19 protein-coding genes and 1 pseudogene are annotated in these 23,806 nt (G+C 73.1%); 18 read left to right on the top strand and 2 right to left on the bottom strand.

Annotated features, from left to right (window positions below; genetic code table 11):
* Positions 1–223 precede the first annotated feature (223 nt).
* Positions 224–1,423 (bottom strand): pyridoxal phosphate-dependent aminotransferase, encoded by a 1,200-nt coding sequence (locus tag DN051_RS18970; protein WP_053756611.1) that lies wholly within the window; start codon positions 1,421–1,423, stop codon positions 224–226.
* Positions 1,424–2,226: 803 nt separating this feature from the next.
* On the opposite strand from DN051_RS18970, the gene DN051_RS18960 reads away from it, so the two are divergent.
* The 10 genes from DN051_RS18960 to kynU all read left to right on the top strand — a co-directional run bounded on the left by DN051_RS18960 (position 2,227) and on the right by kynU (position 12,544).
* Positions 2,227–2,763, top strand: coding sequence for a DUF2617 family protein (locus DN051_RS18960; RefSeq protein ID WP_112439134.1), 537 nt, complete (start codon positions 2,227–2,229; stop codon positions 2,761–2,763).
* A gap of 155 nt (positions 2,764–2,918) precedes the next feature.
* Complete coding sequence (locus DN051_RS18955; protein WP_112439133.1) at positions 2,919–4,472, top strand: polyamine aminopropyltransferase; 1,554 nt, start codon at positions 2,919–2,921, stop codon at positions 4,470–4,472.
* Positions 4,473–4,598: 126 nt separating this feature from the next.
* Positions 4,599–5,516, top strand: coding sequence for an SRPBCC family protein (locus DN051_RS18950; RefSeq protein WP_112439132.1), 918 nt, complete (start codon positions 4,599–4,601; stop codon positions 5,514–5,516).
* A 79-nt stretch (positions 5,517–5,595) separates the two neighbouring features.
* Positions 5,596–6,384: an aldose epimerase family protein gene (locus tag DN051_RS18945; protein ID WP_112439131.1), complete on the top strand. Its 789-nt coding sequence runs from the start codon at positions 5,596–5,598 to the stop codon at positions 6,382–6,384.
* Positions 6,385–6,394: 10 nt separating this feature from the next.
* Positions 6,395–6,946, top strand: coding sequence for an orotate phosphoribosyltransferase (gene pyrE, locus DN051_RS18940; RefSeq protein WP_053756589.1), 552 nt, complete (start codon positions 6,395–6,397; stop codon positions 6,944–6,946).
* Between the two features lie 122 nt (positions 6,947–7,068).
* The gene (gene fbaA / locus DN051_RS18935; RefSeq protein WP_053756588.1) at positions 7,069–8,100 is read left to right on the top strand and encodes a class II fructose-bisphosphate aldolase; all 1,032 of its coding nucleotides are present in this window, start codon (positions 7,069–7,071) and stop codon (positions 8,098–8,100) included.
* Between the two features lie 95 nt (positions 8,101–8,195).
* A complete protein-coding gene (locus tag DN051_RS18930; RefSeq protein WP_112439130.1) occupies positions 8,196–9,692 on the top strand; it encodes an MFS transporter in 1,497 nt (498 codons plus the stop codon).
* A gap of 243 nt (positions 9,693–9,935) precedes the next feature.
* Positions 9,936–10,349 carry a DUF3151 domain-containing protein gene (locus DN051_RS18925; protein ID WP_053756586.1) on the top strand — a complete coding sequence of 138 codons (414 nt, stop codon included), beginning with the start codon at positions 9,936–9,938 and terminating at the stop codon, positions 10,347–10,349.
* 175 nt (positions 10,350–10,524) lie between these two features.
* Entirely contained in the window at positions 10,525–11,355 is an 831-nt protein-coding gene (locus DN051_RS18920) for a tryptophan 2,3-dioxygenase family protein (RefSeq protein WP_053756585.1), read from the top strand.
* Positions 11,348–12,544 (top strand): kynureninase, encoded by a 1,197-nt coding sequence (kynU, locus tag DN051_RS18915; protein WP_053756584.1) that lies wholly within the window; start codon positions 11,348–11,350, stop codon positions 12,542–12,544. The genes DN051_RS18920 and kynU overlap by 8 nt, the downstream gene beginning before the upstream one ends.
* A gap of 111 nt (positions 12,545–12,655) precedes the next feature.
* Here the strand turns inward: kynU and DN051_RS18910 are convergent, their stop codons facing one another.
* Positions 12,656–13,261: a TetR/AcrR family transcriptional regulator gene (locus DN051_RS18910; RefSeq protein ID WP_112439129.1), complete on the bottom strand. Its 606-nt coding sequence runs from the start codon at positions 13,259–13,261 to the stop codon at positions 12,656–12,658.
* 206 nt (positions 13,262–13,467) lie between these two features.
* Here DN051_RS18910 and DN051_RS18905 point away from each other — a divergent pair, with 206 nt between their 5' ends.
* From DN051_RS18905 to DN051_RS18870, 8 genes and pseudogenes are all read left to right on the top strand, one after another.
* Positions 13,468–14,445, top strand: coding sequence for an alpha/beta hydrolase family protein (locus tag DN051_RS18905; protein ID WP_053756582.1), 978 nt, complete (start codon positions 13,468–13,470; stop codon positions 14,443–14,445).
* A gap of 388 nt (positions 14,446–14,833) precedes the next feature.
* Positions 14,834–15,817, top strand: a complete 984-nt coding sequence (locus DN051_RS18900; protein WP_112439128.1) for an alpha/beta hydrolase — start codon at positions 14,834–14,836, stop codon at positions 15,815–15,817.
* Between the two features lie 40 nt (positions 15,818–15,857).
* The gene (locus tag DN051_RS18895; protein ID WP_420709098.1) at positions 15,858–17,150 is read left to right on the top strand and encodes an acyltransferase family protein; all 1,293 of its coding nucleotides are present in this window, start codon (positions 15,858–15,860) and stop codon (positions 17,148–17,150) included.
* A 172-nt stretch (positions 17,151–17,322) separates the two neighbouring features.
* A pseudogene (locus tag DN051_RS18890) lies at positions 17,323–18,549 on the top strand (sensor histidine kinase); the annotation flags it as partial.
* Positions 18,550–18,905: 356 nt separating this feature from the next.
* The gene (locus DN051_RS18885) at positions 18,906–19,580 is read left to right on the top strand and encodes a response regulator (protein ID WP_053756580.1); all 675 of its coding nucleotides are present in this window, start codon (positions 18,906–18,908) and stop codon (positions 19,578–19,580) included.
* Between the two features lie 330 nt (positions 19,581–19,910).
* On the top strand, positions 19,911–21,272 hold the full coding sequence (locus DN051_RS18880) for a sensor histidine kinase (RefSeq protein WP_053756674.1): 1,362 nt from the start codon (positions 19,911–19,913) through the stop codon (positions 21,270–21,272).
* Complete coding sequence (locus DN051_RS18875) at positions 21,269–21,988, top strand: response regulator (protein ID WP_053756579.1); 720 nt, start codon at positions 21,269–21,271, stop codon at positions 21,986–21,988. The genes DN051_RS18880 and DN051_RS18875 overlap by 4 nt, the downstream gene beginning before the upstream one ends.
* Positions 21,989–22,204: 216 nt before the next feature.
* Positions 22,205–23,446: a cytochrome P450 gene (locus DN051_RS18870; protein ID WP_053756578.1), complete on the top strand. Its 1,242-nt coding sequence runs from the start codon at positions 22,205–22,207 to the stop codon at positions 23,444–23,446.
* Positions 23,447–23,806 lie beyond the last annotated feature (360 nt).

Below are 23,806 nucleotides of genomic sequence, written 5' to 3'. Positions count from 1 at the left end.
GGAGAGCCCGGTCAGGGGGCAGGACCAGTGCGGTCACGCGCCCGGACCGGGCTTCGTTCTTTCCAGGGGCTTCCCGGACGCCGAGCCGGGTCGTACGGTCCCACGTCCGTCCACAGCCTGTGGAAAACCCCGCACACCGCGCATCGGCGCCCGCGGCCCACTCGCACCCGTCCGCTGTCACCCGTGTGCCGTCAGCCCCCCGCCGTCCCCCCTCCTCCGGCGGTCAGCCGGCCGCCGCCTTCAGGCGCCGTACCGCCTCTTCCAGCACCCCCGTCTGCTTGCAGAACGTGAACCGTACGAACGGCGCACCCGCCTCGCGATGGTCGTAGAACACGGCGTTCGGGATGGCGACGACACCCGCGCGTTCCGGCAGGGCCCGGCAGAAGGCGAAGCCGTCGCTCTCGCCGAGGGGGCGGATGTCGGTGGTGACGAAGTACGTGCCGGCCGGCCGGAAGACCGTGAAACCCGCCGCCGCCAGTCCCGCCGACAGCAGGTCCCGCTTCGCCAGCAGGTCGTCCCGGAAGGCGCTGAAGTACTCGTCCGGCAGAGCGAGGGCCTCGGCCACCGCGTACTGGAACGGCCCCGACGAGACGTACGTCAGGAACTGCTTCGCCGAGCGGACCGCCGCGACCAGCGTGGGCGTGGAGGTGATCCAGCCGACCTTCCAGCCGGTGAACGAGAACGTCTTGCCGGCCGAGCCGATCGTCACCGTCCGCTCCCGCATCCCCGGGAACGTCGCGAGCGGCACGTGCTCGGCCGCATCGAAGACCAGGTGCTCGTACACCTCGTCGGTCACGACCAGCAGGTCCCGCTCGACGGCCAGCTCGGCGATCGCGGCCAGCTCGGCGCGGGTGAGGACGGTGCCCGTCGGGTTGTGCGGGGTGTTGATCAGCAGCAGCCGGGTGCGGTCGGTGACCGCGTCGCGCAGCTCGTCCAGGTCCAGCCGGAACGAGGCCTCACCCTCGACGTGCGGCCGCAGGGTGACGGGCACCCGGGTGCCGCCCGCCATGGCGATGCAGGCCGCGTAGGAGTCGTAGTACGGCTCCAGCGCGACGACCTCGTCGCCGGGCTCGACCAGCGCCAGCAGGGCCGCGGCGATCGCCTCGGTCGCGCCCGCAGTGACCAGGACCTCGGTGTCGGGGTCGTAGGACAGCCCGTAGCGCCGCAGCTGGTGCGCGGCGACCGCGCCGCGCAGCTCGGGGACGCCCGGCCCCGGCGGGTACTGGTTGCCGCGGCCGTCGCGCAGCGCCCGTACGGCCGCCTCGCGGACCTCCTCGGGGCCGTCCGTGTCGGGGAAGCCCTGGCCCAGGTTGATGGCACCGGTGCGCACGGCCAGCGCGGACATCTCCGCGAAGATCGTCGTCCCGAACTCGGCGAGGCGGCGGTTGAGGAAGGGGCGCGAGGTGGAGGTCATGGCCGTCATCCTGCGCCCAAGCTCTGGAGTTCCTCAACTCTGCTTTGGCGGCGGCGGGAGGTGGGCATCCCACGGTCACGCACCACACGAGGCGCCCACGGGGGGCCGCTTCGGGGGAATCGGAAGGAGGGTGACGCCATGGTCATCGGCATCATCCTGGCCGTGATCGCGATCGTGGTCGCGGCGTTGGTGGCGGGCGCACGCCGGAGTGCGTCGCGCACGCGGAGCGGGTCCGCGCGGGGGCGGGGCAGGAGCGGCGGCGGGAGCAGCGGCGACAGCTGGTGGTCCGGCGGCGGAGACTCGGGGTCGTCCGGCGACTCCGGGGGCGGTTCGTCCTGCGGGGGCGGCTCGTCCTGCGGAGGCGGCGGCGGTGGATGCGGCGGAGGCAGCTGACACGGGGCAGCTGAGCCCGTAGGGGGAAGTGCATCCACACAGGGGCGCCTGCCGGAAACAAGGGTTCCGGCAGGCGCCGCTGCGTTCTCCCCCGCACCTCCGTCACCACGGGGAACAGCCATGACGCGGAGGAGCGCCACACACCGCGGGCCGCGCTCCGGCGTACGCCGCCGGGGCAGAGGCGTACGCCATGGTTGAACAATTGAGCTGAGGAGCCCCCTGAGGGATGGAAACCCCACGAAGTTGGGTAAAAACGCTGTGGCGGCGCCACAGTTCATGATTCCCTCTAAATCACCACCGCAGCCCTCGGACGTCCTGTGGACACCGTTCCTGACTGGGCTGACCGGGCCGATCCCCCGGTGTCGTCCGGGGCGCGCCGGCCCCACCCGCCTTTCTTGCGTGCTAGCGGAGCCGACCCCATGCTCACGACTCTGAACACCTCCTACACCGATACGCGTGCGGCCGACCTCGCCTGGGCCCTGGGCCGTGAACCACTGCCCGCCCTCGCCACTCTCGATCTCGAACTGGGCGGAACACAGCTCCAGTTGCGACTCCTCGGGGCGTCCCACCAGGTGCTCCTGGAGGAAGGGGAGGTCGACTGCTCGGAGACGGTGGCCTGCATCCCCGGCAGCAGCACGCCCCTGCCGCTCGGCGTCGCCAAGCGCGTCGGGGACTGGGAGTACGAGTTCGCGGCACGCGTCGAGGTCCTCTCGCCGGGCTCCTTCGCGGGCCGTGCCCAGGAGTTACTGGCGCTGGTGTCCGACCACCCGCACGGCCTCGCCGGGGTCTTCCCCGGCAGTCCGCACGCCTTCACCGCCCTGCTGGCCCAGCGCCACGAGGGCCAGATCCACTGGCGCACCTGGCACGCCTACCCGCAGGACGGCCAACTCGTCGCGACCCGGACGAGGGTGGGCGTCAGGGCGCCGGCACGCAGGTTCAGCCCGTCCGGCGTCTGAGAACGCCACGACCGACCCGACCGGCGCAGCCGGGCGGAACCGACCCGACCGGCACAGCGGACACAGCCGACGCAAACCCGGAGTGCCAATACGACCGCCAGTTCCACACGTGTGGGTGACGAAGCGTGCCGTACCTGTGACGTAACGTCGCAGTCGTGATCGACCCGCACGCACCGGCCCCGCCCGGCACCCCGCCCCCGTGGCGGGCCCCTGCGCGGATCCCCGTGCGGCAGGCGACCGGACGGTTCCTGGTCCTCGCGGGCGTCTTCGTGTGCGCGGCCTGCGGACTGGTGTACGAACTCGAACTGGTCGCCCTCGCCTCGTACTTGATCGGGGACTCGGTCACCCAGGCCTCCGTCGTCCTGTCCGTGATGGTGTTCGCGATGGGCATCGGCTCCCTCGTCGCGAAACGCCTGCGCCGGCACGCGGCCGCCGCCTTCGGCGCCGTCGAGGCCACCCTCGCCCTGGTCGGCGGCGGCAGCGCGATGGCGCTCTACGCCGTGTTCGCCTGGACCGGCGACTGGGGCGGTCTGTGCGCCGACGGACCGCGCTGGCTGCTGGTCGCGTTCTCGCTCGCCATCGGCCTGCTGATCGGCGCCGAGATCCCCTTGCTGATGGAGCTGATCCAGCGCATCCGCCGGCAGGACGCGGGCGGCGCGGTGGCCGACCTGTTCGCCGCGGACTACGTCGGCGCCCTCGTGGGCGGCCTCGCCTTCCCCTTCCTGCTCCTGCCCTTCCTCGGCCAGCTGACCGGCGCGCTGCTCACCGGCGCGGTCAACGTCGTCGCCGGCGGGGTGCTCGTGCTCGGCCTGTTCCGCCGCGATCTGACCTGCCGCGCCCGCCGTCTGCTGCTGGTCGCCAACCTCGTGGTCCTCGGCCTGCTCGCCGGCGCCGCCGCCCACGTCGACGACTTCGAACGGGCCGCGCGCCAGGCCGTGTACGGCGGTGAGGTGCGCGTCGCGGTGCACACCGGCGTCCAGGAAGTCGTCCTCACCGGTGACGCGGACGGCCGCCCCCTGCACCTCTTCCTCAACGGCAGGCTCCGGATCAGCGGCCACGACGAGCGCCGCTACCACCAGGCGCTGGTGCGACCGGCGATGAAGGGCCCGCACGCGCGTGTGCTGATCCTCGGCGGCGGGGACGGCATGGCCGCCCGGGAGGTGCTGCGGCATCCCGGTGTGCGGCGGGTCGACGTCGTGGAACTCGACGCGGAGCTGCTGCGGTTGGCCGACCGGGACCCGGCCCTGTCCACCCTCAACGGGCGGGTCTACGACGACCCGCGCGTGCGGGTGACCACGGCCGACGCGTTCCGCTGGCTGCGCGAGGCGCCGGCGGCGACGTACGACGTGGTGATCTCCGATCTGCCCGATCCCGGCGGCACGGCCAGTTCGAAGCTGTACTCGCAGGAGTTCTACGGCCTCGCGAGCCGCGCCCTGGACGACGGCGGCCGTCTCGCCGTGCACGCCGGGCAGGCCGCCGCCCGCCCCCGCGCCTTCTGGACGGTCGACACGACGATCCGGGCCGCCGGCCTGCGCACCAGCCCTTACAGCGCCTCCGGCGTCCCCGACGCCGGCCACGAGTCCGCCTCCGACTGGGGATTCGTCCTGGCCGCCCCCGAATTCCCCCCGCCCGTACGTCCCGACTGGCCCGCGCCCACCCCGCGGATCACGGGGCTGCCCGCGTCGACGCTGATGCACCCGCGGTACTGACGCTCCGGCGCGCACCGGCCGCGCGTCGCGTGTGCGCGGGCACCGCGGCGGCACCGCTGCCAACACTTCAGGAGTTGCCGTCGAGCGGAGGGTAGGACCGCGCACCCGCGGGTAGGCTCCGACGACATGGAGCATGAGGTGTTCGTTCCGGTTCCCTCCGACCTGCTCGGCGCGGTGCTCGCGGATCCCGCGCGGGTCGCCCGTGCCGTCCCCGGGCTCCAGCAGGACGCGGGGGCCGGACCTCTCGCCGGGCGGCTGAAGGTGCGGCTCGGGAACACCACCATCACCTACCGGGGCGCCGTCCGCGTCGCCGAGCGGGAGGACGGCTCGTACGCCGTCGAGGGCGACGCCACCGAGACCCGCGGCACCGGTTCCGTCAAGATCGCCCTGACCCTGCGGGTGCGCGCGGCCGAAGGCGGCTCCGTTCTCGTCGTCGACGGCACCGCGTCGGCGGACGGCCGGGTCACCGAGCTGCCGGCCGACACCGTGGCCTCCGCCGTCACACGGCTGCTCGACCGCACGGCGGAGGGACTGGGCACCGAGGCGACGGCCACGACCGGTCACGAGACGGCGAAGCAGAAGGAAGCGGAGGCGCCCGAGTCCGCGGGGACCGGGACGGCCGAGGTGGCGGCGGAGGCGCCCGAGGCGGTGGAGGACGGGACGGCCGAGGCGGGGACTACCGAGTCCGTGGACGCCGGGTCCGCCGAGGAGCGGGCGTCCGTCTTCGACACCGAGGTCCCGCCGCCCTCCCTCGCTCCGGAGGAGGACGACACGGCTGTGGACGACCGGGGTGAGGCCGCCGCCGCGGACGAGGGCTTCGCCGAGGACTCCGAACCGCCCGCCGAAGCGGCCCACGCCCGCCGCACGATGATCGGCCGCAGCGCGGAGGAAGTGGACCACGCGCCGCCGCGGGGCCGCTACGCCCCCGTGCCGGCCCCCCAGACCGTCGCCCCGAGCAGTGCCCTGCGCTGGGCGGCCCCCGCCGCGGCCGTGGTCCTGGCCTCGGCCATCGTCCTGGGCCGGGCCCTTCGCCGCCGTCGCTGAGGCGTCCGCCCGGTGCCGGCCGTACCTCCCGCGCCCGGTCGCGGGCGGATCGTCTTGATCGGCCCAGTAGGGTCGTCCCGTGAGTAACGAAGACATCACGCTGACCGCGGGCGACGCGGAGGTGACCCTGGGGCCGGACAACGGCGGCCGGGTCAAGGGACTGCGCGTCGGCGGGACGGAGCTCCTGCGGCAGGGCGAGCGCTTCGGGTGCTTCCCGATGGTGCCCTGGTGCGGACGGATCCGCGACGGCCGGTTCCGGGACGGCGCCACCACGCACCACATGCCGCTCAACGCCCCGCCGCACGCCATCCACGGCACCGCCCGGGACGGCGCATGGCGGACCGCCCGCGTCACCGCCGACGAGGCGGTGCTGACGTACGACCTGGTGGAGCCGTGGCCCTACCCGGGCCGAATCACCCAGGTCGTCGGGCTCACACCGGACTCCCTGACGCTCACCATGTCGGTGGAGACGTACGAGTCGTCCTTCCCGGCGCAGATCGGCTGGCACCCGTGGTTCAACCGCACCCTCGGGGAGAGCGCCGTCCAACTCGGCTTCGCTCCCGCCTGGCAGGAGGAGCGCGGCGAGGACCATCTGCCCACCGGCAAGCGGATCGACCCGTTGCCGGGCCCCTGGGACGACTGCTTCGGCATGCCGGGCGGGGTCGACGTCACGCTCACCTGGCCCGGAGTGCTGGAGCTGACGGTGACCAGCCCCGAGGAGTGGGTCGTCGTCTACGACGAGCAGGAGGCGGCCGTGTGCGTGGAGCCGCAGACCGGTCCGCCCAACGGTCTGAACACCCTTCCGCGCCTGGTCACGCCCCTGGAGCCGCTGGAGGCGACGACCACCTGGCGCTGGAGCCGCCCTTAAGCTGGCCGGTATGACGACGGACGTACGTGGCGCGCTGCTGGAACAGATCAAGAACAAGGCCGTGGTGCACGGCAAGGTGACCCTCTCCTCGGGCCTGGAGGCCGACTACTACGTCGACCTGCGCCGTATCACCCTGGACGGGGAGGCGGCGCCGCTGGTCGGGCAGGTGCTGCTGGACCTGACCGCCGAGCTGGACTTCGACGCCGTCGGCGGCCTCACCATGGGAGCCGACCCGGTCGGCGCCGCCATGCTGCACGCCGCCGCCGCGCGCGGCAGGCGCCTGGACGCCTTCGTCGTCCGCAAGGCCGCCAAGGCGCACGGGCTGCAGCGGCGCGTCGAGGGCCCGGACATCCGGGGCCGGCGCGTGCTGGTCGTCGAGGACACCTCCACCACCGGCGGTTCCCCGCTGGCCGCGGTCGAGGCGGTGCGCGAGGCCGGCGCCGAGGTGGTGGCCGTCGCGACCATCGTCGACCGGGCCACCGGAGCCGCCGAGAAGATCCAGGACGGTGCGGGCGTGCCGTACCTGTACGCGTACGGGAAGGACGAGCTGGGCCTGGACTGAGGGCCCCTCGGAGCATCCCGGTTCGTCTGGAAGGATGGGGCCGACGATGACGTCGCACCCCAGGTCTAGGTCAGGGCCGTAAGCACGCAGAACACCGACCCGCACATACAAGGAGCGGACAGATGCCCATCGCAACCCCCGAGGTCTACAACGAGATGCTCGACCGGGCGAAGGCAGGCAAGTTCGCCTACCCGGCCATCAACGTCACCTCGTCCCAGACCCTGCACGCGGCACTGCGCGGCTTCGCCGAGGCCGAGAGCGACGGCATCATCCAGATCTCGACCGGCGGCGCCGAGTTCCTGGGCGGCCAGCACAACAAGGACATGGTCATCGGCGCGGTCGCCCTGGCCGAGTTCGCGCACATCGTCGCCGCGAAGTACGACGTGACCGTGGCCCTGCACACGGACCACTGCCCGAAGGACAAGCTCGACGGCTACGTGCGCCCGCTGCTGGCGGTCTCCGAGGAGCGGGTCGCCCGCGGTGAGAACCCGCTGTTCCAGTCGCACATGTGGGACGGTTCGGCCGAGACCCTCGCCGACAACCTGAGCATCGCGCAGGAGCTGCTCGCCCGCGCCGCCGCCGCCAAGATCATCCTCGAGGTGGAGATCACCCCCACCGGTGGTGAGGAGGACGGCGTCACCCACGAGATCAACGACGAGCTGTACACCACCGTCGACGACGCCATCCGCACGGCCGAGGCGCTGGGCCTGGGCGACAAGGGCCGCTACCTGCTGGCCGCCTCGTTCGGCAACGTGCACGGTGTGTACAAGCCCGGCAACGTGGTCCTGCGCCCCGAGCTGCTGAAGGAGCTCAACGACGGCGTCGCCGCCAAGTTCGGCCGCGCGGCCGGCAGCAAGGTGTTCGACTTCGTCTTCCACGGCGGCTCCGGCTCCTCCGAGCAGGAGATCCTCACCGCGCTGGAGAACGGCGTCGTGAAGATGAACATCGACACGGACACGCAGTACGCCTTCACGCGTCCGGTCGCGGACCACATGTTCAAGAACTACGACGGTGTCCTGAAGGTCGACGGCGAGGTCGGCTCGAAGAAGACCTACGACCCGCGGACCTGGGGCAAGGCGGCCGAGGCGTCGATGGCCGCGCGCGTTCTGGAGGCCTGCCGGCACCTGCGCTCGGCCGGCCAGAAGCTCAAGTAACCGGCTTCGTCGCTCCCCGGCGAGCCCGGCACCCGTGCGGTGCCGGGCTCGTCGCACGTCTGGCTGGGGATCCGATGACGGGGGATGATCGACGCATGTCCGTGCGGCTCGCCACCCCGCAGGGGAAGTGGATCCTCTTCACCACGATCCTCGGTTCCAGCATGGCGCTGCTGGACTCGACCGTGGTCAACGTGGCCCTGCCGCGCATCGGCGAGGACCTGAACGCCGACCTGGCCGCGCTCCAGTGGACGGTCAACGCCTACATGCTGACGCTGGCCGGGCTGATCCTGCTCGGCGGCTCGCTCGGCGACCACTACGGGCGCCGCAAGGTGTTCGTGATCGGGGTCGTCTGGTTCGCGCTGGCCTCCCTGCTGTGCGGTCTCGCCCCGACCGCCGAGATCCTCATCGCCGCCCGCGCCCTCCAGGGCATCGGCGGCGCCCTGCTCACGCCGGGCTCGCTCGCTCTCATCCAGGCCTCCTTCCACCCCGACGACCGGGCCAGGGCGGTCGGCCTGTGGTCCGGGTTCGGGGGCATCGGCGCGGCCGTGGGGCCGTTCGTGGGCGGCTGGCTGGTGGACGGGCCGGGCTGGCGCTGGGTGTTCCTGCTCAACGTGCCGCTCGCCCTGGTCTGCGTACCGGTCGCGCTGCGGCACGTCCCCGAGTCGCGCGACACCTCCCTCGCCGTCTCGGCCGAGGCGGGAGGCCGGCAGGGCCATTTCGACGTGCTCGGCGCGGTCCTCGGCGCGCTGTCCCTGGCCCTGGTCACCTACGCGCTGATCGAGGCCACCGAGGGTTCCCTGGTCGTCGCCCTGACCGCCTTCGCGGGCGTCGCCGCGGGCGTGGCCTTCGTGTACGTCGAGAAGCACCGGCGCGACCCGATGATGCCGCCGGACATCTTCGCGTCGCGCCAGTTCACGGCGGTCAACCTGGTCACCCTGTGTGTGTACGCGGCTTTCGGCGGCTTCTTCTTCCTGGTCTCGCTCCAGCTCCAGGTCGTCTCGGGCTACTCGGCCCTCGCCGCGGGTACCGCCCTGCTGCCCACGACCGTGCTGATGCTGCTGCTGTCCGCCCGCTCCGGTGCACTCAGCGAGCGCATCGGGCCGCGCATCCCGCTCACCGTCGGCCCGCTGGTGTGCGCGGTGGGCATGCTGCTGATGCTGCGCGTCGGCGAGGACGCCTCCTACCCGCGCGACGTGCTGCCCGCGGTGCTGGTGCAGGGCCTCGGCATGGTCACCCTGGTCGCCCCGCTGACCGCCACCGTCCTCGCGTCGGTCGACACCTCGCGGGCGGGGGTGGCCAGCGGCATCAACAACGCCGCCGCGCGGGCCGCGGGCCTGGTGGCGGTGGCGGCGCTGCCGCTGCTCGCCGGGATGGGACCGGAGGCGTACCGCTCGGCGGAGGCCTTCGACGCGTCGTTCCGGCGGGCGATGCCGCTGTGCGCGGCGATGCTGGTGGTGGGTGCGGTGCTGGCCTTCGCCTTCGTACGGCGGCCGGCCCCGGACTGCCGGCGTCCGCAGTGCCGTACGCACGGAAACATGACGTCACCGCCGCTGGAGCGGCCGGAGCCGGAGCCGGGGCGGTCCGGGGCGTAGTCACCCGCTCGTGCGCGAGCGCCGGAGCCGGGGCGGTCGGTGGCGTAGCCACCCGCTCGTGCGCGAGCGCGTGCCTTCGGAGCGCGGGTCGCCGGATCAGGTGCCGCCGGAGCGCACGTCGTGGCGCGGGTTCGGGCATGCCGGCCGCGTGCCGGCGGAGCGTGTGCCTTCGGAACGGTGGCCTCCGGCTCACATGCCTGGGGCACGGTCCGCGATCTCGGGGGATGCACCAGACTGGGACCCATGACGATTCACGAGAACCTCCTCGGGGGACCGCCCCCGACCCACCTCCCCGACGACCCCGAGCCGCGCGAGCTGCTCGCGGGCGGTTCGGCGCCCGCCGACGTCGCGCGGCAGTACCCGACGTCGTCGCTGGCCTGGGCCCAGCTCGCCGACGACGCGTACGAGCGGGGCAGCGTCGTGGAGTCGTACGCCTACGCCCGTACGGGCTACCACCGCGGCCTGGACGCGCTGCGCCGCAACGGCTGGAAGGGCCACGGCCCGGTGCCGTGGGAGCACGAGCCCAACCGTGGCTTCCTGCGCGCCCTGCACGCGCTCGCCCGTGCGGCGGGGGAGATCGGTGAGCAGGACGAGTACGAGCGCTGCTCGCAGTTCCTGAAGGACTCCTCGCCGACGGCCGCGCAGACCCTCGGCTGAGTTCCGGTCCGGGGGAGGCCCGCCTGTGACCGGGCGGGCCTTGCGGGGTCCGCCTGTGACCGGGTGGGCCTTGCGGGGTCCGGGGAGATCCCCCAGGATTCGGGTGGGGACCGGGGCCCCCGTGTCGACAATGGCAGGGGCGGACCGCTACCCGGAGTAACAACAGGAGACAGCGATGTCCCACGAGGCTCACGAGCCCGAGACCCCGCATCTCGACTTCGCCGGCACCACGCCTTACGAGGACTACGTCAAGGCGGACGTGCTCACCCACCTCCAGCACACCCTCTCGGACGATCCCGGAGAGATGGTCTTCCTGGTCACCACCCAGGTCATGGAGCTGTGGTTCACCGTAGTCGTCCATGAGTGGGAGACCGCCGCGAAGGCGCTGCGCGAGGACCGGGTACCGGTCGCGCTGGCCGCGCTGAAACGTTCCGTACGGGAGCTGGAGGCACTGAACGCCTCCTGGAAGCCACTCGGACAGCTCACCCCGGCGCAGTTCAACTCGTACCGCGCCGCCCTGGGTGACGGTTCCGGCTTCCAGTCGGCGATGTACCGCCGGATGGAGTTCCTGCTCGGCGAGAAGTCCGCCTCCATGCTGGTCCCGCACCGCGGCGCCCCGCGCGTGTACGCCGAACTGGAGAAGGCGCTGCACGAGCCGAGCCTGTACGACGAGGTGGTGCGGCTGCTCGCCCGGCGCGGGCACCCCATCCCGGACTCCGTGCTGTTGCGCGACCTCGCGCAGCGCCACGAGCCGTCGGCGGAGGTGGAGGCGGCGTGGACCGCCGTCTACTCCGGCGACCAGAACGACGAACTCGCCCGCCTCGGCGAGGCGCTGACCGACGTCGGGGAGCTGGTCTGGCGCTGGCGCAACGACCACCTGGTCGCCACCCGGCGCGCGATGGGCGCCAAGCCGGGCACGGGCGGCTCCGCCGGGGTCGCCTGGCTGGAGAAGCGAGCCCGCAAGAACGTTTTCCCTGAGCTGTGGACGGCGAGGTCGCATGTCTGATCCGGAGACGCGCGCGAAGAAGCTGGACGCCGAGGACGAACTGGGCGCCAAGCGCGCAGAGTTCGTGCTCGACGACCGTGACGACGCGGTCTACCTGGACGGCAACTCGCTCGGCGCGCTGCCGGTGGGTGTGCCGGGCCGGGTCGAGGACGTCGTCCGCCGCCAGTGGGGCGAGCTGCGGATCCGCTCCTGGACCGAGAGCGGCTGGTGGACGGCGCCCGAGCGGATCGGCGACCGGATCGCCCCGCTGGTCGGCGCGGCACCCGGGCAGATCGTGGTCGGCGACTCGACCAGCGTCAACGTCTTCAAGGCGCTGGTGGCGGCGGTCCGCATGGCCGGTGACGGCCGCGACGAGATCCTCGTCGACGCGACCACGTTCCCCACGGACGGCTACATCGCCGAGTCCGCGGCCCGGCTGACCGGCAGCACGCTGCGGCCGGTGGCGCCCGACGAGGTGCCCGCGGCCCTGTCCGGGCGGACGGCCGCGGTCCTGCTGAACCATGTCGACTACCGCACGGGCCGGCTGCACGACCTGCCCGGTCTGACGGCCGCCGTGCGCGCGGCCGGCGCGGTGTCGGTGTGGGACCTGTGCCACAGCGCGGGCGCGCTGCCGGTCGGGCTGGACGAGCACGGCGTGGACCTGGCGGTCGGCTGCACGTACAAGTACCTCAACGGGGGCCCGGGTTCGCCCGCGTACCTCTACGTACGGGCCGGTCTCCACGACCGCTTCGACTCGCCCCTGCCGGGCTGGAACTCGCACGCCGAGCCGTTCGGCATGCGCAGCGAGTACGAGCCGGGCACCGGCGCGGTACGCGGGCGCGTGGGCACCCCCGACATCCTGTCGATGCTCGCCCTGGAGGCCGCGCTGGAGGTGTGGGACGGCGTTCGCGTCGAGGCGGTGCGGGCCAAGTCCCTCGCGCTGACGGACTTCTTCCTGGAGTGCGTGCGGGAGTACGTCCCCGAGGGCCGCGTCGAGTCACTGACACCGGTCGCGCACGAGGAACGCGGCAGCCAGGTGGCGCTGCGCTGCGCGGACGCGGGAGAGGTGATGGAGCGCCTGATCGAGCGCGGTGTGGTCGGCGACTTCCGCCACCCCGACGTCCTGCGCTTCGGCTTCACGCCGCTGTACATGGGCTTCACGGATGTGCAGCGGGCGGCGCGAGTGCTGGCGGAGGTGCTGGAGGGGTAACGGCGGCGGGGTCCGCTTGGGTGGGTGCCGGTTCCTCCGGGGGCCGGTGCCCTCCCCTTTGGTGGGGTGCCGGTGGCCTTGTCCGGGTGGGGCGGGGCCGTCGGGCGGGCCTCACTCGACGACGTACACCCCCGCCGCGGCGGCCGTGTACGCGGCTTGCGCCGCGCGCTCCGCGGCGGGGACGTCGGGGACCAGGCCGCTCGTCAGCACTCCGTAGCAGAGCGGCGCCGACACGGCCCGCACCACCGCGTGCGGGTCCGTCCCCCGCGGCAACTCACCGCGGGCCAGCCCCTGTTCGACGCACGGCGCCCACTCCGCCACCCGTACGTCGTGGAGGTGCCGCAGCGCCGCGGCCGTCCGCTCGTCGCACGCGGCCGCCGCGATCACCGCCCGGAGCAGCGCCTCCTGCCGAGGATCCGCCAGCGTCCGCTGCACCAGCAGCGCCTCGGCCCGCAGGTCCCCCAGCACGGTTCCGGTGTCCTGTCGCGGCAGCGGCCGCTCGGCCATGTCCGCCAGCAGATCCGCCACCAGCCCCGTCACGGACCCCCACCGCCGGTACACGGTGGTCTTGCCGACCTCCGCCCGGCGGGCGACATCCGCGAGGTCGAGACGGGCGAACCCCCGCTCGGCCAGCACGTCTTCGGCCGCCCGCAGCACGGCCGCACGCACGCGTGCGGTGCGACCGCCGGGACGCACGGTGCCGGGTTCCACGGGCATGGCGGGCTCCTCACCGAGGCCGGGGACTCCCGTACGAGCCACCCGCCGGGTACCCCGTGAGCGTAACGAAACTGCAGAACCGTTTACCCCTCACCGAGCGTGACATCCCCATGTTGGCCCATGTCACCGTGCTGATACCGTCCCCGCCAACGGCCGAATTTCGCACCTGGTCCGCCAAATCCGTTTCGTAGCAGAAAGGTTGGAGCATGCCGGACGCCGCAGAACCGGAGAACGTCCCTGCCAGGGACGCGGCCGCCCGTGCCGCCGCGGAAGAGGAGTCGGCCTTCTCGCACGCGCCCGTCGACCCGGACTCCACCGCCGCGTACGGCGACCACCCCGACCAGGTGATCGACTTCTACGCCCCGTGCGGCGCCGAGCCCGCCGGGCCGGCGTCAGCCCCGCTCGTGGTGGTCCTGCACGGCGGCGCCTGGCGTGCGCCCTACGACCGCCGGCACATCAGCCCCTTCGCGAGCTTCCTGGCCCGGCGCGGGTTCGCCGTGGCCAGTGTCGAGTACCGGCGCGGGGCGGCAGTGCCGGGCCCGGGGGAGGCTCCCGGGGCTCCCGGGGAGGCGGAGACGGGTTCCGGATCGGCTCCGGGCGGGACGGGTCCGATCGCCGGGAGGTGGCCGGAAACGTTCGATGATGTCGCCGCCGCGCTCGACGCCCTCCCCGCGCTCCTGAGGGAGGTCCTGCCGCAGGCGGACCCGCGCCGCACGGTGATCACGGGCCACTCGGCGGGCGGCCACCTGGCGCTGTGGGCGGCGGCCCGGCACGTACTGCCGGCCGGCTCGCCGTGGCGGACCGACCGGCCGGCACCGCTGCGCGGCGTGGTCGCGCTCGCGCCGATCGCCGACCTCGCGGTGGCCGACAAGCTGGAGGTCTGCGGCGGGGCGGTACGGCAACTGCTGTCCGGGACCGGTTCCGGCGGGGAGTTCGCCGAGCGCCGGCCGTTCGCCGATCCGGCGCTCCTGCTGCCCACGGGCATCGCGACCACGCTGGTCCAGGGCCGCGCCGATGAGGACGTCCCGCAGGCGGTCGCCGAGTCGTACGCGGACGCTGCGGCGAAGGCGGGCGAGGTCGTCGGCCTGACCCTGCTGGAGGACGTCGGCCACTTCCCGTTGATCGACCCGGCGGCCGACGCGTGCGCCGTGGTGGCGGAGGAGATCGCGCAGCTGGCGTGGTGAAGGCGAAGATGAAGGTGAAGGTGAAGGCGAAGGTGCGTGGCGCAGGCGCGGCCTGTGGTGAGTGGTCGTGTTGCGGTGGGTGGTCGTACCCGTAATACCTCGGAGCTACGGCGCAGGTGAGCTCCCTGGCGGGACGCGAGTGACGAGCGCCGATCCGTAACTTCCAGTCCGGAAGGGCCCGATGGACGGGCGGACTGGGGGACGGACCATGGGCTTTGGGGCTGCTCGGGCGGGGGCTGGGGCGGGGGCTAGGGCTGAGTCGGGCGTTGGGGCTGGGGCTCGGTGCGTGGCTGCGGGTGTCGCCGGGGGTGCGGCTGAGGGCGGGCGGGTGGCTGGGGCCTTCTGCGGGGGTGCGGCCGGCGGTCGAGGTGCGGCTGCGGTTCAGTGGATGCGCCCGTCGGGTCGTCGGCGCGGGCGGTGGCGTCGGCCGTTCCTCGCCCTGCTCGTCACCGCCGCGGTGGTGCTCCCGCTGTCCGCCGCTGCCCAGCCCCGGATCCCGGCCCCGGCGCCCGCACGCCTCGCCCCGCTGACGGCATCCACCCTCGACGAGGCGTACGCCGCCAACCGGGCCAACGCGGCGGAAGCGGCGCGGACGGCCGAGGCCCACGGCCATCACCGCCGCGCCGCCGCCGACCGCGCGATGGCCGAACCCTCCCGCACCCTGCTCGCCTTCGACGGCGGTGGCACGGGCCGCGTCACCGAGGTCCTCGGCGACCTCGCCCGCGCCGAGCGCGTCGCTGTCCTCGTCCCGGGCTCCGACACCGGCCTCGACACGTACGCCCGTTTCCGCGCGGCGGCCGCCGCCCTGCACGAACGGCTCGCCCGCGAGGCCGCCGACGGCATCCGCACGGCCGTGGTCGCCTGGCTCGGGTACGAGACACCGGGCACCGTCAGCACCACCGCCCTCACCACGACCGAAGCCGACCGCGCCGCGCCCGACCTCAGGCGGTTCATCCGCGGGCTGCACACCATCGCGGGCCCGGGCACCCGCGTCACGCTGGTGTGCCACTCCTACGGCTCGGTGGTCTGCGCGGGCGCCGCGTCCGCCGCCGCCGTGGACGACATCGACGACATCGCCCTGATCGGCAGCCCCGGCACGGGTGCGCGATCGGCGGCGGCCCTGCGCACCACCGCCCGTGTCTGGGCGGCACGCGGCACCGACGACTGGATCGCCCACGTCCCGCACGTCAGCGCCGACTTCTTCGGAACGAAGGTCGGCTTCGGTACCGATCCGGTGTCACCGGCCTTCGGCGCGCGGGTCTTCGCGGCCGGCGACGGCGGGCACAGCGACTACTTCTCACCGGGCTCCGTCTCGCTGACCAACCTCGCCCGGATCGTCCTCGGCGACACCTCGGAGGTGACCCGTGGCTGACCCCATTGCACGCCCGCCACTAGCCGGGCCGCCCGATGTCGTGCTGCACGTCGTGCGGAAGGGAGCCGACCGGATCGGCTCGGCCGCCGACCGGATCGACTCGGCCACGCCCGTCGACCGGGACCGCGCGGTCGACGCCCTGCGGGCCTTCGCGATCCTCGGCGTGGTGCTCGGCCACTGGCTGGTGACCGCGCTGGTGGCGGACGGCGGCGTGCTGCGCGCGTCCAGCCCGTTGCGGTACATGCCGTGGCTCGCCCCGATCTCCTGGGTCTTCCAGACTCTCGCCGTGTTCTTCCTGGTGGGTGGGCACGTAGCCACCCGGAGCCACGCCTCGGCGCGAGCACGCGGTACGACGTACGGCCGGTGGCTGGCCGATCGGCTCGCCAGACTCTTCGTGCCGGTGGCCGCGGTCATCGCCCTGTGGGCGTCGGCCACGGTCGGGCTCCTGCTCACGGAGGCCGAGTTCACCACCGTGCGCACCCTGGTGAAGCTCGCCCTGTCGCCCTTGTGGTTCCTGCTGGTGCTCGCCGCGCTGACCGCCGCGACGCCGCTGCTCACCCGGGTCAATCCGCTCTGGCCACTGGCCGTCGTGCTCCATGTGGACCTGGTGCGCTTCGGCTTCGGCGGCCCCTCCTGGCTGGGCTGGGTGAACGTGGTCGCGGGCTGGCTCGTGCCGTACACCCTGGGCGCGGCCTGGACCCGGGGCGAGCTGGAGCGTCGCCGGGCCGGGTGGATCCTGCTGGTCGGCGGGGCGGGGGCGGCCGTGGTGCTGGTGGCCTGGGCCGGGTATCCCGCGTCGATGGTCGGAGTGCCGGGCGAAGCGGTCTCCAACCTCAACCCGCCGACCCTGGCAGCCGTCGCCTTCGGGCTGGCCCAGTGCGGTCTCGCCCTGCTGCTGCGCGAGCGGCTGCGCCGGGTGATGTGCCGGCCGTCGGCCTGGGCCGCGGTCGCCCTGCTCAACCTCTCCGCGATGACGGTGTTCCTGTGGCACCAGACCGCCCTGATGGCGACCACGGCGACGGGACTGCTCGCCGGCCGCCTGCCCGGCCTGCACACCCTCCCCGACGACCTGACCTGGGTCGCGGCCCGCCTCGTCTGGCTCCCGGTCTTCGTACTCGCCCTCGTGCTGTGCCAGGGAGCGTTCCGCTCCCGCGGACCGGACCCCGCCCGACCCGGAAGAGCGACTCGACCCGTACGCGGCACGCGCTCCGTACGCGGCACTCGAACCGGACGAGCCACCCGCTCCCGGGTGATCCGTCTGAACCGTGGCCGTCCCGATCACCCCACCACCGAGGAGCCGCACCGTGCCCGGCCGGCGACACCCTCTGTCTAGGGTGAGCGGCATGAAGGGCAGGGGCGCACCGGAGGAGCCGAAGTGGCGGCGAGGGGCGGTGGGTTCACCGGGATCCACGGACCGAACCACGCTCCGCCGCTTTCTGACGCGCGGCGTCCCGCACTGGCTGCGCGGACTGCGCGACGAGTTGTGGACCACCACGCCCGATCCCATGCCGCCGTCGGTGTGGCTGCGCTGGCTGCCGCACAGCCTGTTCGTCCTCGGCGGCGTCGGAAGTCTGCTCGTCAACGCGGAGCAGATGGCCACCGGCTACGGACTGGGTACGGACTTCGGTCTGCTCTGCGCGGCGGGCCAGGGCCTGGCGGTGGCGCTGGCGGCGTGGTGGCCGGTTCCCGCCTGGTGGCTGTCCCTGTGGGTCACGGCCGTCGCGGCGATGGGCGGCCGGATGCATCTGCTCGCCGGTGACCTCCCGACCGAACCGGAGTGGCCGTGGGGCGTGACCAGCATGATCGCGCACTGCGCGGTGCTGTTCCTGCTCGCGCTGCGCGTGCCCACCCGCGCGTCCGCCACCGCGCTGGCCCTGACGGCTCTGGTGACCTGGGTGCTCCAGGGGGTCGTCGGGGCCGCCGAGTACACGCCGACGGGCACACTCGCCGTGGCGCTGTTCACCGGTGTCGTCCTGCTCGGTACCGCGATCAGGGGCCGCAGGGTTGCCAGGAACCAACTCGTGGAGCAGGCCGGCATCACCGCGGACGAACGCGCCCGCCGCACGCTGCTGGAGGAGCGCAACCGGATCGCGCGCGAACTGCACGACGTGGTCGCGCACCACATGTCGGTGATCTCCATCCAGGCCCAGGTCGCCCCGCACCTGGTGAAGGACCCGCCCGAGGAGTTGAAGGACAACCTCGCGGGTATCCGGCAGAACGCGCTGGACGCCCTCACCGAACTGCGCCGCGTCCTCGGCGTCCTGCGCTCCGAGAACCCCGAGGACCCCTACGGGCTGGGCGCGGCCGGCACCGGCTTCGCCCCCAACGCCCCGCAGCCCACGCTCGACCGGCTCGACGCCCTCATCGAGAACACCCGCGCCGCCGGACTGCACGTCGTCACCGACATCCGCGGCGAGCCCGAGCCGCCCTATTCGCCGGGTGTCGAGCTGTCGGCGTACCGGATAGTCCAGGAAGCTCTGAGCAACGCCCTGCGGCACGCTCCGGGCTCCGATGTACGGGTCGAGCTCACCCACTTCACCGAGGGCCTGTACCTCGGGGTGATCAACTCCCGTCCCCGGCACCCGGTCCAGCCCTCGCCCGGCGCCGGCCACGGCCTGCTCGGCATGCGCGAACGCGCGGGCATGCTCGGCGGCCACGTCACGGCGGCCAGAACCCTGCACGGCGGCTTCGCGGTGTCGGCGTTCCTCCCACGAGACGGCCGCCGACCGCCGGAAGGCTTTCGGAGAGCGGGCGACGGCACCACTGCCGATGCCCGGCACCCCGTACCGGAGCTGCACTTCCCGCCCCCTGGCTCGGAGCCGGACGCCCTGCTCGTGGCATGCCCGGATGAGTCCCCGGATTCCTCCGAGACTCCCGCCGTCCAGCGGAATTCCGACGGCCCCGACCACCCCGACGGTCCCCATCGCTCCGAGCGCTTCGACGGCCCTCATCACTCCGAGCGCTCCGACGGCCCGGACCGCTCCGACCACTCCGACCGCTCCGACGGCCCTGACCGCCGCGATCACATGGGCGACTCCGCCGCCCCCGCCGAACCCCCACCCACCGACGCGCCAGGAGAAGGAACGCCATGACGAGCGGCGCCATCCGCGTACTCATCGCCGACGACCAGCAGATGGTCCGGCAGGGATTCACCGTGCTGCTCAACACCCAGCCGGACATCGAGGTGATCGGGCAGGCGGTCGACGGCCTGGACGCGGTCGCCAAGGTCGCCGAGCTGGCGCCCGACGTCGTGCTCATGGACATCCGCATGCCCGAACTCGGCGGCATCGAGGCGACCCGGCGGATCACCGAGGCGACGCCGGAGATCAGGGTGCTGGTGCTGACCACCTTCGATCTCGACGAGTACGTGTACGAGGCGCTGCGCGCGGGCGCGTCCGGGTTCCTGCTGAAGGACGCGTCCGCGGAGCAACTGGCCGAGGCGGTCCGGGTGGTGGCGGCCGGCGACGCGCTGCTCGCGCCGGGCATCACCAGGCGGCTGATCGCCGAGTTCTCCCGGCTGGACGGTGCGCCCCGCGCCCCGCTCAAGCAGCGGGTGGGGGATCTGACCGAGCGGGAGACGGAGGTACTGGCCCTCATCGCCCGGGGCCTGTCGAACGCGGAGATCGCCCGGCAACTGGTCGTGGCGGAGCAGACCGTGAAGACCCATGTCGGCCGCATCCTGGTCAAGCTGGGCCTGCGCGACCGCACACAGGCCGCGGTGTTCGCGTACGAGTCGGGGCTGGTCCGCCCGTCCGGATACTGACCGGCGCGGCACGAGCCGCAACCACCCGAAGCCCGGAGCCCGCCGCTCGGAACACCCAGCACCCGGAACCCGGAGCACCCAGCACTCGAAGCCCAAAGCACCCGGAACCCGGAGCGCCCACCGTTCGGGGCACCCGCCGCTCGGAGCACCCGAAACCCTGGGCACTTGAGCACCCGAAACACCCGGAGCACCCGGAATCCGGCATACCCGTCTCCCGCCCCCGACGCCTGCGCCGATGCCCTGAAGTACCCCGTAGTACCTGAGAGGGACCCCCGAGCACCCCCCTCACTGGTGACGACCGCGACACCGGTCGAGGCATACCGTCTTCTTGTGACCGAGACGACCCAGACCCACACCACGCCGCCGGGCGGAGCCAAGGAGCGCAGCCCCGAGTTCCGGCTGGCCATGAACGCCTTGCAGGGGCTGCGGCAGGACCTCTTCCACGACGCGTTCGCCTACCGGCCGCTGTCCCGTCGGAGCACGGACGGCCGGGTGACGCGGCGGCTGCGCGGCCGGCCGCGGGAGTACGCGGGCCTGCTGCCGCACGCCGTGGTGGTCGGCGCCGCCGTGCTGGCCATGCTGATGGGATTCTTCAGCGACGGAGCGCTGGGCCTGGAGGCCCTGCTGTGCGGTCTCCTGTGCATGATCCCGGTGCTGCTGACGCTGATCAGGCCGGTCGGAGCGTTCTGGGTCTCGCTCGCGGCGACCCCGGTCGCCGCCATTTTCGGCAGTTCCTGGGACGACTGGCCGTGGCTGCCCGGCAGCTTCTTCTCCCACCTGATCGTGCTGACCGTCGTCGCCCTGCGGACCCGGCCGCGCACGGCGGCATGGATGTGGCTGCTGACCGGGGCGTACGGTGCGTTCTCCGACACCCTCTTCGGCGGGGGCCACTACTACAACAACACCGCTCCGATGCTGGTCGTCTCCGCGCTGATCCTGCTCCTGGTGACCGTCTGGCACATCAGACGGGACGCCGAGCAGGTGGTGACGGCCCAGCAGACGGTCACCGAGCACGAGCGCTCGCGCCGCACGCTGCTGGAGGAGCGCACGACGATCGCCCGTGAGCTGCACGACGTCGTCGCCCACCACATGTCGGTCGTCGCGATCCAGGCGGAAGCCGCGCCGTACCGCGTGGAGAACCCGCCGCCGGAGCTGGAGCGGGCCTTCGCCACGATCCGGGAGAACGCGGTCGCCGCGCTCACCGAGCTGCGCCGCGTCCTGGGTGTCGTCCGCGCCGAGGACTACGAGGCGCCGGAAGCGCCGCAGCCCACGCTCGCCGACCTCGACGCGCTCCTGGCCAATGTGCGGGACGCGGGCCTGACCGTGGAGAAGGCGGTGACCGGCGCGGTGCGCGAACTGCCGCAGGGCGTGGAGCTGTCGGCGTACCGGATCGTGCAGGAGGCGCTGAGCAACACGCTGCGGCACGCGCCCGGCGCGGACGCCCGGGTCGAGATCGGGTACGTCCTGGGCGGTCTGGGCCTGCGCATAGTCAACGGCCCGCCGCCGCATCCCGCCCTGGTCAAGCCCTCCCCGGGCGCGGGGCACGGCATCACCGGGATGCGGGAGCGCGTCTCCATGCTGAACGGCGAGATGACGGCGGGCCGCACGGACGACAGCGGCTACGAGGTGACCGTGTTCCTGCCGGTGGCCTCGGTGGTCGAGCCCGACGAGGACCGCGGGGGTGAGGCATGACCACAGGTCCGACCGGCGCTGCCGGGACGAGTGAGGACACCGGGGCCGGGCGGCCGATCCGGGTGCTGGTCGCGGACGACCAGATGATGGTGCGTGAGGGCTTCTCGGTCCTGCTCAACGCGATGCCGGACATCGAGGTCGTCGGCGAGGCCGTCAACGGCCGCGAGGCGGTGGACCGGGTGCGCGAGCTCGCCCCCGACGTGGTGCTGATGGACATCCGCATGCCGGAGCTGAACGGCATCGAGGCGACCCGGGAGATCGTCGCCGCGGACGGCGCGGCCAAGGTGCTGGTGCTCACCACCTTCGACCTGGACGAGTACGTGTACCAGGCGCTGCGGGCCGGAGCCTCCGGGTTCCTGCTCAAGGACGCCTCGGCTCGGCAACTGGCCGACGGAGTGCGGGTGGTGGCGTCGGGAGAGGCGCTGCTGGCTCCGTCCGTCACCAAGCGGCTGATCACCGAGTTCTCGAAGCTGTCCGACGGGCCGCGGATCACGGCCACCGCGCAGGCGGCCTACGGGGATCTGACCGAACGGGAGACGGAGGTGCTGGTGCTGATCGCCCAGGGCCTGTCGAACGCGGAGATCGCGCAGCGGCTCGTGGTCGCCGAGTCGACGATCAAGACGCATGTGAGCAGGATCCTGGTGAAACTGGGCCTGCGGGACCGTACACAGGCGGCGGTGTTCGCCTACGAGGCACGACTGGTGACGCCGGGCTGAGCCGAGGCCGGGCAGGAGCAGGCGCCCGGGCTGAGACCCGAGGCCGGACCGAACCGAGGCCGAGGCCGAGGCCGAGGTGAGCGGAGACCTGGGGACCAGCGGGGCCCGGAGACCAGCGGGGCCGGGGACTCGGGGGTGGGGGCCGTGGAGGGCAGGTGGCCGGGGTGTGGGGACGACCCTGGTCAGAGTGGGGGATGCCGGGCTAGCGTCCGGCCCATGGCAGTCAACGACTCCGCGCACGTGGCGCAGCCCCCGTCGGCGTTCGATCCGTGGGACCCGGCGTTCCTCGCCGACCCGTACCCGGCCTACGCCGAGCTGCGGGCCAGGGGCCGGGTGCTCTACTACGAGCGCACCGACCAGTGGCTGATCCCGCACCACGCGGACGTCTCGGCCCTGCTGCGGGACCGGCGTCTGGGCCGGACGTATCAGCACCGGTTCAGCCACGAGGACTTCGGGCGCACACCGCCCCCGCCCGAGCACGAGCCGTTCCACACGCTCAACGATCACGGGATGCTGGACCTGGAGCCGCCGGACCACACGCGGATCAGGCGGCTGGTGTCGAAGGCGTTCACCCCGCGCACGGTGGAGCGGCTGAAGCCGTATGTGGACGGTCTGGCCGACGACCTGGTGTCCGCGCTGGTCGAGGCGGGGGGCGGGGATCTGCTGACGGATGTCGCGGAGCCGCTGCCGGTGGCGGTGATCGCCGAGATGCTGGGGATCCCCGAGTCGGACCGCGGCCCGCTGCGGCCCTGGTCGGCGGACATCTGCGGGATGTACGAGCTGAACCCGTCCGAGGAGACGGCGGCGAAGGCGGTGCGGGCGTCGGTCGAATTCTCCGACTACCTGCGTGAGCTGATCGCCCAGCGGCGCAAGGAGCCCGGCGAGGACCTGATCTCCGGACTGATCGCGGCGCACGACGAGGGCGACCGGCTGACCGAACAGGAGATGATCTCCACCTGTGTCCTGCTGCTGAACGCGGGTCACGAGGCGACGGTCAACGCCACGGTCAACGGCTGGTGGGCGCTGTTCCGCAACCCCGGACAGCTGGCGGCGCTGCGTGCCGACCACTCGCTCGTCCCGTCCGCGGTGGAGGAGCTGATGCGGTACGACACCCCGCTCCAGTTGTTCGAGCGCTGGGTGCTGGACGAGATCGAGGTGGACGGCACGGTGATCCCGAGGGGCGCGGAGATCGCGATGCTGTTCGGCTCCGCGAACCATGACCCGGCGGTGTTCTCCGACCCCGGGACGCTGGACCTGACCCGCCGGGACAACCCCCATATCTCCTTCAGCGCCGGCATCCACTACTGCATCGGCGCGCCGCTGGCCCGTGTGGAGCTCGCCGCGTCGATGAGGGCGCTGCTGGAGAAGGCCCCGGGCCTGCGGCCGGCGGGCCGGCCGGAACGCAAGCCGAACTTCGTGATCCGCGGGTTGCAAGGGCTGAGCGTGGAGGTGGGCTGACCAGTCGTCGGCCGGTCTTCTGCGCGGCATCGGGGCCGGCACGTCGTCGGACCCGGCGGCGCGCCACGTGGTCGTGCGCCCTTCGCGACCGGGCCGACACCGAACGGCCCCCGGCCGAAGGGCCACCCCACCCGCCGGGGCGGCGGCCCCGGCCGAAGGGCCACCCCGGCGGGTGTCCTGACCGCCGTAGAGCCCCGGTGGATGCGGTGTGCCGGCCGTAGGGCTGATGGTGTCGGCCGTGGGGCTTCTGGTCGTGTGGGGTGGTGTCGGTCGTAGGGCTTCTGGTCGTGTGGGGTGGTGTCGGCCGTGGGGCTTCTGGTCGTGTGGGGTGGTGTCGGCCGTGGGGCTTCCGGTCGTGTG

Origin of the sequence: Streptomyces cadmiisoli, assembly GCF_003261055.1 — a bacterium.
GTDB lineage: Bacteria > Actinomycetota > Actinomycetes > Streptomycetales > Streptomycetaceae > Streptomyces > Streptomyces cadmiisoli.
This window is presented reverse-complemented; position numbering and strand designations above follow the sequence as displayed.